This window comes from Streptomyces sp. NPDC051219 (genome assembly GCF_040682335.1).
GTDB lineage: Bacteria > Actinomycetota > Actinomycetes > Streptomycetales > Streptomycetaceae > Streptomyces.
This window is the reverse complement of record NZ_JBFBAS010000036.1, coordinates 40,816-55,963: the sequence shown is the minus strand read 5'-3', so window position 1 is coordinate 55,963 and position 15,148 is coordinate 40,816. Positions and strand designations below refer to the sequence as shown.

General features: G+C 70.6%; 10 protein-coding genes and 2 pseudogenes. 9 read left to right on the top strand and 3 right to left on the bottom strand.

The annotated features are described in order from the left end of the window. Positions 1–259: pseudogene (locus AB0M62_RS29040) on the bottom strand (hypothetical protein); the annotation flags it as partial. A 213-nt stretch (positions 260–472) separates the two neighbouring features. Between AB0M62_RS29040 and AB0M62_RS29035 the strand changes: the two are divergent. The 3 genes and pseudogenes from AB0M62_RS29035 to AB0M62_RS29025 all read left to right on the top strand — a co-directional run. Beyond that, positions 473–999, top strand: a pseudogene (locus AB0M62_RS29035) (hypothetical protein); the annotation flags it as partial. A gap of 147 nt (positions 1,000–1,146) precedes the next feature. Beyond that, positions 1,147–2,004 (top strand): GNAT family N-acetyltransferase, encoded by an 858-nt coding sequence (locus AB0M62_RS29030; protein WP_366077273.1) that lies wholly within the window; start codon positions 1,147–1,149, stop codon positions 2,002–2,004. A 610-nt stretch (positions 2,005–2,614) separates the two neighbouring features. Further along, positions 2,615–2,812 (top strand): hypothetical protein, encoded by a 198-nt coding sequence (locus tag AB0M62_RS29025; RefSeq protein ID WP_366077272.1) that lies wholly within the window; start codon positions 2,615–2,617, stop codon positions 2,810–2,812. Between the two features lie 76 nt (positions 2,813–2,888). Here the strand turns inward: AB0M62_RS29025 and AB0M62_RS29020 are convergent, their stop codons facing one another. Next, complete coding sequence (locus tag AB0M62_RS29020; protein ID WP_366077271.1) at positions 2,889–3,053, bottom strand: hypothetical protein; 165 nt, start codon at positions 3,051–3,053, stop codon at positions 2,889–2,891. A gap of 215 nt (positions 3,054–3,268) precedes the next feature. Between AB0M62_RS29020 and AB0M62_RS29015 the strand changes: the two genes are divergently transcribed. Genes AB0M62_RS29015 through AB0M62_RS29000 form a run of 4 tightly spaced genes read left to right on the top strand, consistent with a single transcriptional unit; the run spans position 3,269 to position 10,035 of the window. Beyond that, complete coding sequence (locus tag AB0M62_RS29015) at positions 3,269–3,532, top strand: CU044_2847 family protein (RefSeq protein ID WP_366077274.1); 264 nt, start codon at positions 3,269–3,271, stop codon at positions 3,530–3,532. 3 nt (positions 3,533–3,535) lie between these two features. After that, complete coding sequence (locus tag AB0M62_RS29010; protein WP_366077270.1) at positions 3,536–5,719, top strand: trypsin-like peptidase domain-containing protein; 2,184 nt, start codon at positions 3,536–3,538, stop codon at positions 5,717–5,719. Further along, positions 5,716–6,666 (top strand): MoxR family ATPase, encoded by a 951-nt coding sequence (locus AB0M62_RS29005; RefSeq protein ID WP_366077269.1) that lies wholly within the window; start codon positions 5,716–5,718, stop codon positions 6,664–6,666. The genes AB0M62_RS29010 and AB0M62_RS29005 overlap by 4 nt, the downstream gene beginning before the upstream one ends. Before the next feature lie 3 nt (positions 6,667–6,669). Continuing rightward, positions 6,670–10,035, top strand: coding sequence for an SAV_2336 N-terminal domain-related protein (locus AB0M62_RS29000; protein WP_366077268.1), 3,366 nt, complete (start codon positions 6,670–6,672; stop codon positions 10,033–10,035). A 42-nt stretch (positions 10,036–10,077) separates the two neighbouring features. Here AB0M62_RS29000 and AB0M62_RS28995 read toward each other — a convergent pair whose 3' ends face one another. Beyond that, positions 10,078–11,865: a transglycosylase domain-containing protein gene (locus AB0M62_RS28995; RefSeq protein ID WP_366077267.1), complete on the bottom strand. Its 1,788-nt coding sequence runs from the start codon at positions 11,863–11,865 to the stop codon at positions 10,078–10,080. A 252-nt stretch (positions 11,866–12,117) separates the two neighbouring features. Here AB0M62_RS28995 and AB0M62_RS28990 point away from each other — a divergent pair, with 252 nt between their 5' ends. Both AB0M62_RS28990 and AB0M62_RS28985 read left to right on the top strand, forming a co-directional pair. Continuing rightward, positions 12,118–13,929: a hydrogenase maturation protein gene (locus AB0M62_RS28990; RefSeq protein ID WP_366077266.1), complete on the top strand. Its 1,812-nt coding sequence runs from the start codon at positions 12,118–12,120 to the stop codon at positions 13,927–13,929. A gap of 52 nt (positions 13,930–13,981) precedes the next feature. After that, positions 13,982–15,070 carry a hydrogenase expression protein HypE gene (locus tag AB0M62_RS28985; protein WP_366077265.1) on the top strand — a complete coding sequence of 363 codons (1,089 nt, stop codon included), beginning with the start codon at positions 13,982–13,984 and terminating at the stop codon, positions 15,068–15,070. Positions 15,071–15,148: the final 78 nt, after the last annotated feature.

Sequence of the window (15,148 nt, the reverse complement as noted above, 5' to 3'; positions counted from 1 at the left end):
GCCGCTCCCCCGTCCGGCCGGCGGGGGGGGGGGGGGGCTGCTCCTGCGTGCCGCCGCCCGGGGCGGGGGGGGCGCGCGCCCCCCCCCCCCCACCACTCCCCAGCGTCTTCTGCATGGTCACAAGCAGCGCGTGGTCCTGCTCCAGGGCGGTGAGCTGGGCCTTGAGGTCCTCCTGTTCCTTCTCGTTGCGCTCGAGGTCGGCAGCCACCTGCGCGGCGTACTGATCCTTGAGCTTCGTGTTCTCGGACTGCTGGAACATGACATCTCGCTCTCTTCGCGGGGCTGTTGGCCGGGATGCTACGCACTTGGGCCGGATCTCTACCCTCGATCGTCAGGCGTACCGCCCGAACGGGGCCGGTATCAGCGTAGAAGCCGGGGTGTCCGGCCCGGCCGACCGGACAGGACTTAAGGCTCCTCCAGAGGTGCGAGCAACCACCGTGCTCGAGAATTTCCGATTTCACGAGGGTTCGCCGTGAGCACGACCAGCACGGCCCGTACGGTCACCGACGTCCTGCATCCCCGCAACGTCCTGCTGGCCGACCGGTGTGCCCTGGGGTCTGCTCGGCGCTCTGTACGCCGGCATCATCCCCGCCGCCTACATCGACTGGGAGAGGGGCCGGGGCACCTGGGGCGACCGGCACGTCGTCGACCGCACGAAGAGGGCACCCATCTTCCTCGTCATCGTGGCGTCCATCGGAGCCGGGGCCGTCGTGATGGTCCTCGGCCACGCCACCATGGGCATCCTGGTCGCGATGCTGGCGCTGTGGGCGATGACCGTCGTCCTTCTGGCCGTCAACAACCCTCTGGAAGGTCTCGGTGGACTCCGCGGTCGCATCGGCCGTCGTGGCGCTGCTCGCGATGGTGCACTCTGCCTGGTGGCTGCTGGCGTACGCCCTGACTGCGGCCGTGTGCTGGTCCCGGGTCGTGCTGAGGGACCACACCACCGCGCAGACCGTGGCCGGCGCGTCCCTCGGCGCGGCGACCGCGACAGCGTTCCTGGTCGCCTGCCCCCACCCGGCGAGGCGCACCCCGCTCGTCACCGAATCAAGCGGCCGCGCTGGGTGGAGGGTTTGCCGCGCGGGCGGCAGGCGCGTTTGATGGAAGGAGACCCCTCGGCGGGTGTCAGGCTGGAAGGGAGGCTCGACCGTGGAACTCGTTCTGCGTCCCGCAAGGGCGGACGACGCCGCGGAGTGCGGCAGGATCTGCTTCGAGGCCTTCTCAGGGATCGCCCGCGAGCACGGGTTCCCCTCGGACGTGCCCAGCGCCGAAGAGGCCGCGAAGTGGTTCGAGGCGATGCTGAGCCATCCCGGCTTCTACTGCGTCGTCGCCGAGGCCGACGGACGGATCGTCGGCAGCAACCTGCTCGACGAGCGGTCGTCCGTCGTCGGCGTCGGGCCGCTCACCGTGGACCCGGGTGCCCAGAACGGCGGCATCGGGCGCCGGCTCATGCTGGACGTCATGCAGCGGGCGGCCGAACGGCGCGCGCCCGGCATCCGGTTGCTGCAGAGCGGTTATCACTGCCGGTCGTTCGCGCTCTACGCCGACCTGGGGTTCGAGTTCCGCGAGACCGTGGCCTGTATGCAGGGGCCGCCGGTGGGCGGCACCGTACCCGGCTACGAGGTGCGGCCGGCCACGGACGCAGACCTGGCGGCGTGCAACGAGGTGTGCCGACGAGTTCACGGGACCGATCGCGGCGGAGAGGTCACCGACGCGCTCAAGTTGGGCACGGCCCGCGTGAGCGAGCACGACGGCCGGATCACCGGTTACGCCACGGACCTGTCCTTCTTCGCGCACGCGGTCGGTGAGACGACCGAGGACATCAAGGCGCTCGTCGCGGCGGCTCCCGCCTTGGGCGGCCCCGGCATCCTCGTCCCGGCGCGTAACAGTGCCCTGCTCCAGTGGTGTCTGCGGCGCGACCTCAAGGTGGTGCAGCTGGCGAGCCTGATGACCATCGGGCTCTACAACGAGCCCGCCGGGGCGTATCTGCCCTCCATCCTGTACTGAACCGGCGTACCGGCCTGTCTGAACCGACGTACTGACGCAGGTGACGTGCCGGCGTCCGCCACCGACCTTCTCCGCGTGGACGAGTACGGCAAAGGCTTCTGCTCGCCTTCGGATCAAAGGGAACTGGGCAGTTCTCACCACTGGAACTTGCTCGCCGGGTGCAGCGAGGTGTCTCGTCCGTGTACAACACTCCGTTTTCCGCAGCACAGGCCCGATCCGCGCGGGCCCGGACGGGCCTGACCACGACTCAGGTCGCGCACTCCATGGCGGCGTGCGGTGTCCCGGTCCACCCCGCTCTTCGCGCTGGCTGACGTCCTGTGGTGCAACTCCACGATGCTGATGGGAGTGGAACCCCGGACCCTGGCCGAGCACCGGCTGGCACGTCAACTGAGCGTGGAGCGACTGGCGTACCCGCATAGGCATGGGCGCGGGGGAGTACCGGGCGGCGGAGTCGGCGCAGCGCTGGGACGGGGACCCGCGGCAGACCAGGGCTCTTGTGGAGGTTGGGACTGTCCCTGCGGACGCTGATCGGCATCATGGGCCGCGTCGACGAGCTGGCCGAGCATCTGCGTCGGCCATCGACGGGCGATGGAAGTCCCGTACAGCGCCGGTGGCGGAGATCGTCCCGGTCAACGAGACCCGGGTGGGGGACGCCCTGCACACGATGCACGCGGAGTTCGCGGAGTTCTCCGAGCGCTACATGGGGCACCTGGTGGCCCGTAACGACGATGCCCGGCTCAAGGAGGTCGCGGCCGAGCGGGCCGGCGAGGCGGGTGAGGTGCCTCCGTTCCGTACGGTGGCGCGCTGAGCGTTGGCGGTGCGGTGATCCGCTGACGGCCGGGAGGGGGACGAGGCACCTCCCGGCCGGCGACTGGCTACGCCGCTCAGCGGGCGGCGGCGCCGACGTACGGATCGGTCGAACCGCCCTCCTCGACGTCGTCCCAGTCGATCTCCATCGTGCTGCTGCGCGTGAAGACGTTGAAGAACAGATTGAGGGTGATGACGGTGAGACCGCCGAGCGTGATCCCGCTGTCGAGGACGTTGCTCATCCCTCGGGGCGGCAGTGTGCGGAATACCATGTTCCGCTGTTTTCCGGGCGCTTGATCGGCACAATGGCCGGGTGCCCACTACCGCTGAGATCCAACTTGCCGACGGAACACCGATCCGACTGGAGCTCGCGCCCGTGAGCTCCGTCGGCGGTCCACCGGACAGGAGTGCCGGTACAGACCCGGACAGGAGCGCCGGTACAGACCTGCCCGAGGGCATGGGGCGAGCCGTCCCGGTGGCTCGTGGCGGTGGTGTATCCGTGCTGGCGACCGACACGCTGCGCGCCGCGCTGCGCCCGCTCGGTCCACTGCTGCAGGAGGTCCACGACGCTGTCGCGTCGTCGGAGCGGGCACCGGACGAGGTGAGTGTCGAATTCGGTGTCCAGATCGGGCAGGACCTGAAACTCGGCATCGTCGGCTCGAACGGCCAGGCCAGCATGAAGGTCTCGGCCACTTGGCGGCTCTCCTCCGCCACGGGCTGACCGATGGGCTGGTTCCGTCCCGCGGGGACCGGCATACCGGCGGAACCGCGCCTGTGCGTCGTTTCGATCCTGCGCGCAAACGACGCCCGCACGGCCGGTGCCGGGGTCCTGTTGACCGATCGGGACGTGCTGACCTGCGCGCACGTCGTCAATGACGCGCTCGGCAGAACACCGTTCGCCTCTCCGCAACCGGACCCGGACCCCATCGCCCTGGTTCTCCACGGCAACCAGGGTCCGGTACGAAACGAGGCGAGCACCATCTTCTGGATACCGCCCAGGAGGCTCGACGGTTCCCCGCTCCCGTTGGCGGGAGACGAACTCGAGTGGGCAGGTGACCTCGCGGTGCTCCGGCTCGCCGATGGCCCGCCCGCACCTCTGCCGCCACCGGCCTGGCACCGCATGGCCGAAGGGCAGTCGCTGCGCGCCTGGCACGGAACGGGACTTCGCGGCTCGTTCGCGAACGTCCGGGTGCAGTCCTGCGACGACTGGATCGGCTACCTCGACGGCGACATCACCGGCATGCCCATCGGTCCGGCGTACAGCGGCGGCCCCCTGTGGTCGTCCGCGGACGGAGCCGCCGTCGGCCTTGTCACCGCGAGGATCGGCGCACCCGTGGACGAGTCGACCGGTCGTCCGGAGCCCTACCACCCGCAGCAGGTGACCCGCCGCGGATGGGGCATCCCGTGGCAGCGCATCGAGCTGGAGCTGCGCCACGCCGGGGCCGGTGCACTCCTGCGCGATCGGGAGAGTTGCGGTGTACCGGACGCCGCCCTGGTCCCCGAGGACCCCGCACAGCCCCTTCTCGCCGACCTCCTCGACATACTCCTGCCGTCGTCCTCCGCGCTGGCCAAGAGGGCGCGCCATGTGGCCGAGCAGTGCGGTACGGGCCACCCGGGGGACGGGTCGGCGCCCTCGGTGGAGGAGTTCGCGCTCTTCCTGGTCACCGAGGAACGCGCCCTCGCCGCCCTCACCGAGATCCTGAGGGTCAGAACGCCCGAAGCCGTCCCCGATCTGCTGGCTGCCGGAAGGGTCTCCCCGGTGCCGCGTCTGCTGTCCCCTCGCGAACACCGAAAGCTGCTGGACCTTCTCGACACCCTCCCCGCATCGGTGACCGCCCGGCTGGCCGAGGCGACGCGGGCCGCTCTCCCGCTGGCGGCGGCACTGCCCTGCGACACGGATCCGCCCGAGTTCGTGGACCGGCTCGAGCGACTGTCCGGCGACGGCCGGACCGCCGTGAGCGGGCCGCGGGTCCCCGGCCTGCTGCGCGCGGTCGAGTACGTGGCGGCGATGTGTCCGCCCGCGCAGCGGGCACGGCTGCGGCTGTGGGCCGACGGAGTCGCCTCACGGGTCGGCATTCCCGCCTCGTCCCTGCGCGAACGGCGCGACGACGCGGAGGACTGGGTGGTGCTGCGGAAGGCCGACAGTTCGGCCCCCAGGCTGCTGGTACGGATCTCGCGGGAGAGGCAGGGCCGGTACTCGTTACGGATCTGGTGCGACGAGGGCGCCGGCCCACGGGGCATGTCCCTGGGCGACTCCCCGACGTACACAGCCGGACAGGGCATCGCGCTGATCCTCGAGGTGCTGGAGCCGCTCTACCGCGCCGCGCCCGAGGGCGTGCGGCCCGTTGTCGAGTTCCTCGTGGACCGGGACAGCCTTGAGCTGCCCCTCGACGAATGGCAGCTGCCCGACCCCGACGGTCTGGTCCCGGGAGTCCTGGGCGCCGAGTATCCCCTTGTCATCCACTGTCCCGAGCTGGTGCGCCGCAGCGGGCGCTACCTCAATGACTGGCGGCGCCGTTGGAAGCATCTGGACACCGCCGCGGCTCTCCATTTCGCCGAACCCTCCGTCACCGCGCGGGAAGCGTACGGAATGCTCATGGACAGTGTTGACGCGGCGCAGGTCACCGTGGACGTGCCCTCTCGGATCCGCCTCGAGATAGTCCAGGTGTGCCTGGCGATGGGGGTGCCGGTGGTGCTGTGGGACCGGGAGGCCGAACAGGGCTCCCACGCCGTACGGCATGCCACGGGCGCCGCTCCCCGCACGCTCCCCGAACGCGTGCGCTCGTACCGCGCGAAGTCCCTCCACCGGCCCTCGGACCATCCCGGTCGCCCGGTGCTGGCCTGGGCGGACGCGGACCGGGCGCTGCCCCCCGACCTCGAACTCGCCGATCCCACGGAGGCGGTATGACGGACCTGCCCACTTCAGGCTGGCGCCTTTTCCACGGCGACGGTGCCCAACGGGCCGTCACCATGCCGCCGGCACCGCCGTGGCGGCGGTTCGGTACAAGTACGGCGGGTGGCGGGCAGTTGCCGTACCTGATCTCCCAGCAGCACGCGAACGTGGTCAATGCCGCGCTTCATCTGCGCCGGCCGCTGCTGGTGACCGGTCATCCCGGCACCGGAAAGTCTTCGCTGGCGCGGGCTGTCGCCCACGAGCTGGATCTCGGGCCCATCCTGCGGTGGCCGATCAACAGCCGCTCCACCGTGCAGGACGCGCTCTACCGGTACGACGCGATCGGCCGGCTCCGCGAGACAACGCTGAGCCGGGACCGTGGGGAGGCCGAGCCGTCCATCGGCAGTTTCGTACGCCTCGGACCACTCGGTACGGCACTCGTCTCGCGCAGCAGGCCCCGCGTCCTGCTCGTCGACGAGCTCGACAAGGGCGACGTGGACCTGCCCAACGATCTTCTCACCGTCTTCGAGGAGGGCGAGTTCGAGATCCCCGAACTGGCGCGGCTGCCCGAGGAGCAGTCCAGGGTCCGGGTCCTGGCAGCCGAGGCGGACGAACAGGTGGTGGTCGAGCGCGGGCAGGTGCAGTGCACGGAATTCCCGGTGGTCGTCATCACCAGCAACGGGGAACGTGACTTCCCGCCGGCGTTCCTGCGCCGCTGTGTACGGCTTGACCTTCCCTCGCCGGGGGAGGAACGGCTGCGGGCCATCGTCACCGCCCATCTGGGTGAGGACGCCCTCTCCGACGTGGATGATCTGCTCCGTTCCTTCCTGCAGCGCCGCGCACCGGGGGAACTCGCCACCGACCAGCTGCTCAACGCCGTTTTCCTGCGGGCCGGTGGGGTGGACCTCGACGCGGAGGGACTGCTCGACGCCGTGCTCCACCAGCTCGGCGGAACGGTCTGAACCATGGCGCGGCGCGACGAGCTGCTGAGTCGTACGCTTCAAGTCCTGTCCGCGGCAGGACTGGAACTGGACGGGACCGAGCTGCTCGACGCGCTCTGGCTGGCCGGCCGGCTGCCCGGGGCAGCCGGCGCGGCTCCGCTCGGCCAAGCGGAATCGCACGCCGGCGAACGCGGTCCGGGGAAGCCGGCGGCTCCCCGCGAGGGCGCGACCACGCGCGCCTCTGCCCCCACGGGCCCGGACGAGCCCCCCGCCCTGCCGTCATTCGACGAGGTCCACGCGCACCTTCACGCCGCGCCCGCCGCTCCCCCGTCGTTCGCCCTGCGTCCACCGCCGAGCGACGCGGCCCTTCCGCTGCAGGTGCCCGAACACAAAGCCCTCCACGGAGAACTGGGCATGGCGCGCGCTCTACGGCCACTCAAACAACGCAGGCCCAGCTCCCGGTCCCAGGAGTTCGACGAAGTGGCCACTGCCGCCGAGCTGGCCGAGACCGGCCTGCCCGACGTCGTGGTACGCCCCGTCCGCGAGCGTTGGCTCGACCTGGCTCTGCTCGTGGACGACGGCATGTCGATGCTTCTGTGGCGGCGGGTCGTGGTCGAACTGCGCATGCTCATGCAGCGCATGGGCGCGTTCCGGGTGGTACGTGTCCACGGGCTCGACACCCGTTGCCCGCAGGCACCGCGGCTGCGCGGCAGGCCTTTCGATCCGGGGTCGGCGTCGGTTCCCCCCACCGTGCTCACTGATCCTTCCGGCCGGACCCTGGTCCTCGTCATCAGTGACGGCATGGGCGGCGCCTGGCGGGACGGACGGATGCACGCGGCTCTCACGTCCTGGGCTGCCGCCGGCCCGACCGCCGTGCTGCATACGCTGCCCCGCCGGCTGTGGGTCGGATCGGGTGTCAGGACGGAACGCTGGCAGGTGTCCACCAGACGACGCGGCGCGGTCAACACCAGTTGGCACGTGACCGATGCGGTCCTGCCGCCCGAACTGTCGCGGTTCGAGGGCACGCCGGTCCCGGTACTTGAGCCCACCGCCTCGTCGATGGCCGGATGGGCCAGACTGCTTGCCTCGCCCAGCGATACGGCCCCGCTCGACCTGCTGCTCCCGCCGACTGCACGCGCCGAGCGGTTGCGCACCGACAGCGTGCAGGACGTGCAGCGGTTCCGGGACGCGGCGTCCCCGGAGGCGTACCGCCTGGCCGCGCACCTGGCGGCCGTCGCACCCGTCTCCGTACCGGTCATGAGACTCGTTCAGGGCGCGGTGCCCTGGCCGGCGGACACGACTCATCTCGCCGAGGTCTTCCTCGGCGGTCTGATGCGGCCCGCCGCGGCCCCGCTTCCCGGGCCGCTGCCCGCCCACCACCGCATCTTCGACTTCACCGAACTCGCCAAGGACGCGCTCCTGGATGCGGTGCCCGCTCCCGAGCTGATGCTGACCAGCCGCCGGATCGGCCGCCAGATCGAAGCACTCGCCGGCAGGTCCCCCGACTTCCCCGCCTGGCTGGCCCACCCCACCGGAACGGACCACATCCCCCTGCAGAGACGGGCGTTCACAGCGGTCGAGCGCCGTCTGATGGTCCGTTTCGGTGCGCCCGCCGACCCCCTCCCGGCATCCGGAACGGAGCCGGGCACCTTCGACCCGACCGGGTGGGACCCGCTCACCACCCGCGACCCGCGGCGCCTGGGGCCATACACCCTGTACCGGCGGCTGACGGGCACGCGGTCCGTCCTCTACCTCGGCAAGGACAGCGACGGCAAGGATGCGGCCATCCGCACCGTCCGTCCCGGGCAGCCGCCGGAGACGCAGCGCATCCTGGCCGCCGAGGCCGAAGCCCTGCGCAGGATGGCGGGCCGCTACGCACCCGAACTTCTGGGGACGGACTTCACCACCGAGCCCCCGTGGATCGCGATGCAGCTGATGCAGGCCCAGACGCGCGACCGCGGGCAGCCACTCGCGCTCGGTGACCTCATCCGGTCCGCTTCCCACCACTCGCAGCTTCCGTTCGACACCCTCACCGGCTTCGCACTGGGCTGGCACATCGCCGCCGCGGTCAGCCTGTGCCACCTGCAGGGCATCGTGCTCAGGGAACTCTCCGTGGACACCGTCAACGTCGTCGGGCGGCAGGTGGTGCTCACCGGCTGGGCCGACGCGTCTCTCGACGGTGTGCCCTCCGACGACGGAAGCACCCCGGATCCAGCGGAGAACGTACGAGATCTGGGACGGATCCTCAGCCGCATCGGAGGCAGCCCCGATCTTCCTGCGCCCTCGAGCCGGGACATGCCCCGGTGGCAGTCGGACACCTGGCGGCCGATCCGTGAAGTCATCACCGCGTGTCTGTCTCCCGAGTCGGACCGACGGCCCACCGCCAGGCAGGTCGCCGACGAGTTCGCCCGGTACATTCCGCCCGAGGCGGGGCGCCCGGGCACGCCTCGGCCGATCGGTCCGGCGATCGGTCCGGCAGGTGCGGGCCGGCCGGTCCTGCTGATTCCGGTCACCGGCCGGCCCGCCCCTGAACCACCGGACCGGCCTCTGCGGATCAAGGGCGGATGGCGGTCCCGGCTGAAGGCGGGCGGTGAAGCAGCCGAAACGGAGCGGCGGCGGAAACTTGCCCAGCTCCGGGTCCCCCTGCAGTACAGCCACCGCGTCGCGGTACTCGGCGCCCACCGCGGCGCCGCCCGTACCACGGTCACTCTGCTGCTGGGCGAGCTGCTCGCCTCCGTACGGCAGGGCGGGGTGCTTGCTCTGGAGGCCGAGGCGGAGGGCAGGGCGATCGGCACCGTGGCGACGGAGCAGAATCCCGCCACGCTCCGCGATCTGCTGACAGCGCGGCCACGACCTACGGGTTATGAAGAGATCCGCCGGTTCACCTGGCGGACCTCCTCCGGTCTTCACCTGATCAGCCGGGATACCCAGGGGGCCGACGGTCCGCTCTACAACGACGAGTACCGGCACGTCATCGAACTGGTCAGTCCACACTTCCCGGTGGTTCTGGCCGGTTGGGGAGACAAGTTGCTGGACAAGCGGATGAGCGGTGCGCTTGACCTCACGGACCGTGTCGTTCTGGCGTGTACCGCGTCCCCCGACAGTCTCGGGCGTGCGGAGTACGTCCTGCACCGGCTCAATGCCCTCGGACACGCCCGGCTGGTCGAACAGGCCGTCATTGCCGTGACGCGGACCGGGAGTTCCCCCCGCTTCGTCAGCGACTCCGAGGTGGCCGACCGGTTCCGTCACTGCGGGGGAGTGGTGACCATCCCGGAGGACGACCGGCTGGCCCGGGGACCTGCCACCGGACTGAGCCAGATCCGCCCGAGGACCCTGTCCGCCGTGCTTGAACTCGCCTGCCGGATCGCCGAAGGCTTCCCCCAGGAGTGAGCGCGGGGGCCGCCGGCGCCCGCACGAGCCGCGGCGCGTGCCTCACGAGTCCCGCAACGGTTCCGGCTCGCCCGCCCCCGCGTCGTCCCCCCGCGCCTCTCCGGTGTACGTCATCCACATCTCGGCGGCGCTGCTGCCCGCGAAATCGTCCAGGGCAACCTGCTTCTGCGTCTGCGCGTCCTCCCCGAAGACGCCGATCGACGTGACCAGGTCCGCTGTGCCGCCGATGAACCACTGCGCCTTCCTGTCGTCCGTGCTGCCCGAGGCGGAGGCGATGGTCTCCTCGTCGCCGAACCCGCCGCCGCTGAGTGAGGTGGTGATGATGTCGGCGGTACCCGGGTCGACCGCCTGGCCTCCGACCGCGTCCGGCATCTCGGTACGCGTTCCGCCGCGCTGTACGGACTTCACGATCGAGGGGGTGACCTTCCTGCCGTCGTTACCGAAGGAGGCGTAGACGCCGGCCATCTCCAGCGGGCTCACCCCGATCAGGCCGAGCGCGGTGGCCTGCGGCGCCGTGAAACCGCTCGCCGTGGGGTCGATCCCGAGGTCTCCGGCCGTCTCTCTGACCTGGTCGAGGCCGTTCCTCCCCTGGTTCTCCATCGCGGCGGCCAGGGCGACCGGCCCGAAGGTGGGGCCGGCCTGGTAGTCGGTCCGGGTCGCGTTGTTGATGTAGTGCGTGGAGTGGTCGCGGCCGCCGTAGAGCGCCACAATGCGGCCGGTCCTCGGATCCACCGACACCGCACCCGCCTGTCGGTTCAGGTCCTGGCCGACCGCTGCGGACGCCGCATCCCCACCGGTCTCGCCCAGTCCCGTGGCGATCGCGCGCTCCAGCGCCCGCTGCTTGTCCTGCTCGATGTTCATGGTGATCCTCCAGCCACCGCCCGCCAGTTCCTGTTCGCTGATGCCCGAGGCCATCAGCTCCCGTCTCGCGGCGTCCAACAGGTATCCGGCCTGGCCGGCAAGTCCCGCGGCAGGCCCGGGAGCCATCGGTTCGCGAAAGCGCACGCGCTGCCGCGCGGCTCTGTCGAGCCGGCCCTCGTCCACCATGTTGTCCAGCACATAGTTCCAGCGCTGCAGGACCAGTCGCTTGCCTTCCGGGGACGCCACCGCCCAGTCGTACTGACTGGGCGCCTGCAGGAGCGCGGCGAGGTAGGCGCCCTCCTCGAAGGTGAGATCCTGGGTGTCCTTGCCGTAGTACGCGCGGGCCGCGGCCTGGATTCCGTACGCGTTCCGGCCGTAGTAGCTGGTGTTCAGATATCCGGCGAGGATGTCGTCCTTGGAGTTCTGCCGGTCCACCTTGAGCGAGATGACGAGTTCCTTCACCTTGCGGCTGACGGTCTGCTCCTGGCTGAGGTAGTAGTTCTTGACGTACTGCTGCGTGATGGTCGAGCCGCTCTGTTTTCCCTTGCCCAGCAGCGTGTTGACGATGCCGCGGGCGGTGCCGGTCACGGAGATGCCGGGGTCGCTGTAGAAGTCCTTGTTCTCCGCCGCGACAAAGGCGAACTGCACGTCCTCGGGCACCCTGCTGAGGGGGACGCTCTCGCGGTTGACCTCCCCCGTACGGGCAAGTCGCGAGCCGTCACTGTAGAGATAGAGGTTGCTCTCCGCCTTCGCCTGCTCGTTGGGGTCGGGGATGTCGATGGAGACATAGAGGAAGGTGAAGACTCCCGCCCCCAGGGCGCAGAGGAGGACGACGCAGCCGAGCGCCCTCCGCCAGGTGATGAATCGCCGTCTCCCGGCTCGTTCCCCCGTCCACAGCTGCTGGAGCTCGCCGCGGGCTCCGTCGAAAACGGCCGCTCTCGCCTCACTGGTCAGGCCGATCGCGCTCATCCCCTTCGCCCCGCGGCTGCTGAACCGCCCCGTCCGGACGCCACTTGGTACGTGTGGCACGGGCCGCACGTTCAATGGGCTGGGGACGATCCGTACGCGAGTCGGCCGGGGAACCCCTCGCCGCCGAGTGGACGCCGCAGTGCCCGCTTTCGGGTGACCCCTCGGCTCGGTGACGGCCGAGTCCGCCGCGGTGTGCCCGACGATCGCAGACGGCCGGACGTGTCCCCGGCCACGAGCCGCCGGGAGGTTGCCATGCACATCCTGCTGGTCGCGAGCGCGTTCAACAGCCTTACGCAACGCGTCCACGCCGAACTGAGGGATCGCGGGCACAGCGTGGCGGTGGAACTCGTGCGCGACGGCACGTCCTTGCGGGACGCCGTCCGCCGGTACGAGCCGGAACTCATCCTTGCCCCCATGCTGAAGACGGCCATCCCCGAAGAGGTGTGGTCGCAGCACACCTGCCTGATCGTCCACCCGGGCCCCGTGGGCGACCGCGGGCCGTCCTCCCTGGACTGGGCGATCCAGGAGAACACGGCACAGTGGGGCGTGACCGTGCTGCAGGCCAACGCGGAGATGGACGCGGGGGACGTGTGGGCGTCGGCCGACTGCCGGCTCCCGCCGCTGGCCAAGAGCGATCTGTACCGGAACGAGGTGTCCGACGCCGCTCTGTCGGCGGTGCTGCTGGCCGTTGAGCGGGTCGCCTCCGGGACGTACTCGCCCCAGCCGCAGACTGCCGGGGTGGCGACGCGCGACGACCTTGGCACGCGGTATCTCAACCGGCCGTACCTCGCCCAGCAGTTCCGGCGGATCGAGTGGGAGTCGGACTCCACCGAGGCGGTGCTCCGCAAGTTGCGCGCTGCCGACTCGCAGCCGGGTGTACTGGACGAACTGCTCGGTGACGAGTGGTACCTCCACGGGGGCCACGCGGAGGGCGCGTTGCGCGGCCGCCCGGGCGAACTGCTGGCCACCAGGGCAGGGGCGATCTGCCGGGCGACCACCGACGGCGCCGTGTGGATCCCGGAGCTGAGGCCGCGCCGCAAGCCGGGGCAGCCGCCGACGTTCAAACTGCCGGCCGTGCTCGCCCTCGGCGACCGGCTGCCCGCCGTGCCCGAGCATCCCGGGCCGCTCCAGGCGGACCCGCGCCGCCGCACCTGGTCCGACATCCGCTATCGCGAAGACGGGCACGCCGGCTTCCTCTCGTTCTCCTTTCCCGGGGGCGCGATGAGCACGAAGCAGTGCCGACGCCTGCTGGACGCGTATCGAGTGGCGTGCTCCCGGCCCACTTCGGTCCTGGTGCTGGGCGGCGGCCGGGACTTCTTCTCCAACGGCATCCACCTCAACGTGATCGAAGCGGCAGCCGATCCGGCGCAGGAGTCCTGGGCGAACATCAACGCCATCGACGACCTGGTGGAAGCCGTCCTGACGACGACCGACCGGCTGGTGGTCTCCGCCGTCGGCGGGAACGCCGCCGCCGGCGGGGTGATGCTGGCTCTGGCGGCGGACGAGGTGTGGTGCAGGTCCGGCGCGGTGCTGAACCCGCACTACCGCCTGATGGGCCTGTACGGCTCGGAGTACTGGACGTACACCCTGCCCCGCCGAGCCGGAACGGCCGTGGCCGGCCGGCTCACCCAGCAGGCCCTGCCGGTGAGCGCGGCGGCCGGGCAGCGGCTCGGCCTGGTGGACCGGCTGCTCGAGTGCGACCCGCAAAACTTCGCCGGCGAGGTCGCCGGGCTGGCCGCCCAGCTGGCCTCCTCGTCCGCCGTGCAGTCACGGATCGCCGTGAAGAAGGCGGAACGGGACCAGCAGGAGGCGGTCCGACCGCTGGCCGCCTATCGCGAGGAGGAGCTGGCCCGGATGCTGCGCATCTTCTCCGACCCGGCCGCGCCCTACCACGCACTGCGTCGTGCGTTCGTACGCAAGGAGCCTCCCACCCGCACTCCGCCGCACGAAGCGGCCGCGTACGCAAGCCGGGGGGCCGCTTCGCCCCGACCGGGCGGCAGCGTCACCGCAACGGTCCAGCGTGACCTCCCACCCGCCGCCGACGGCTGTTACCAAGAGAGCTGACGCTCAAAATCCGGACTCTCGTTGCACACCTCCCCTAGGAGGCATCCCCCCCATGAATGCAGCAACGCCGACCACGGCCGAAAGCGCGGATGCCTCCGCCGCCGCCGCCGAGGAGACACCGACGATCCATATTCTCTGGATCAACGCGGGACTGAGCTGCGACGGCGACTCCGTCGCACTCACGGCCGCCATGCAGCCGAGTATCGAGGAGATCGCGACCGGCGCGCTGCCCGGCCTGCCGAAGATCGCCGTCCACTGGCCACTGATCGACTTCGAATGCGGCCCCGTCGGGGGCGCGGACACGTTCATCGAATGGTTCTTCAAGGGCGAACGCGGCGAGATCGACCCCTTTGTCCTGGTCATCGAGGGGTCCGTGCCCAACGAGTCGATCAAGCAGGAAGGGTACTGGTGCGGCTTCGGCGACAACCCGGAGACCGGTCAGCCGATCACCACCAGTGAGTGGATCGACCGGCTGGCGCCCAAGGCCCTGGCCGTCGTTGCCATCGGGACCTGCGCCACCTACGGCGGCATCCACGCGATGGCGGGCAACCCGACCGGCGCGATGGGTGTGCCCGACTACCTCGGGTGGGACTGGAAGTCCAAGGCCGGCATCCCCATCGTGTGCGTACCCGGCTGCCCGATCCAGCCCGACAACTTCGCGGAGACCCTGACCTACCTGCTCTATCAGGCGGCGGGCTCCGCGCCGATGATCCCGCTGGACGACAAGCTGCGGCCGACGTGGCTGTTCGGCGCCACCGTGCACGAGGGCTGCGACCGTGCCGGTTACTACGAGCAGGGCCAGTTCGCGCTCAACTACGACTCGCCCAAGTGCCTGGTCAAGCTCGGCTGCTGGGGTCCCGTCGTCAAGTGCAACGTGCCCAAGCGGGGCTGGATGAACGGCATCGGCGGCTGTCCGAACGTCGGCGGCATCTGCATCGCCTGCACCATGCCCGGCTTCCCCGACAAGTTCATGCCCTTCATGGACGAACCGCCCGGCGGCAAGGTGTCCAGCGTCGCCAGCGGGGCGTACGGGGCCGTTATCCGCAAGCTCCGGTCGGTCACAGCCAAGACGGTGGACAAGGAGCCGAAGTGGCGCCACCCGGGAGACCGGCTGACCACCGGATACCGGCCGCCCTGGTGAGACACGTCCTGCGGACCACACCCCACAGCGCACCTTCCTGCCCGACGACGACCCGACCTCCCGCTTGATGAAGGGCAC

Excerpts from the sequence above, each read along its gene's own strand:
- AB0M62_RS29015 (WP_366077274.1), top strand. The coding sequence starts at position 3,269 with ATGGGGCGAGCCGTCCCGGTGGCTCGTGGCGGTGGTGTATCCGTGCTG.
- AB0M62_RS29005 (WP_366077269.1), top strand. The coding sequence starts at position 5,716 with ATGACGGACCTGCCCACTTCAGGCTGGCGCCTTTTCCACGGCGACGGT.
- AB0M62_RS28995 (WP_366077267.1), bottom strand. The coding sequence starts at position 11,865 with ATGAGCGCGATCGGCCTGACCAGTGAGGCGAGAGCGGCCGTTTTCGAC.
- AB0M62_RS28990 (WP_366077266.1), top strand. The coding sequence starts at position 12,118 with ATGCACATCCTGCTGGTCGCGAGCGCGTTCAACAGCCTTACGCAACGC.
- AB0M62_RS29000 (WP_366077268.1), top strand. The coding sequence starts at position 6,670 with ATGGCGCGGCGCGACGAGCTGCTGAGTCGTACGCTTCAAGTCCTGTCC.
- AB0M62_RS29010 (WP_366077270.1), top strand. The coding sequence starts at position 3,536 with ATGGGCTGGTTCCGTCCCGCGGGGACCGGCATACCGGCGGAACCGCGC.
- AB0M62_RS28985 (WP_366077265.1), top strand. The coding sequence starts at position 13,982 with ATGAATGCAGCAACGCCGACCACGGCCGAAAGCGCGGATGCCTCCGCC.
- AB0M62_RS29020 (WP_366077271.1), bottom strand. The coding sequence starts at position 3,053 with ATGAGCAACGTCCTCGACAGCGGGATCACGCTCGGCGGTCTCACCGTC.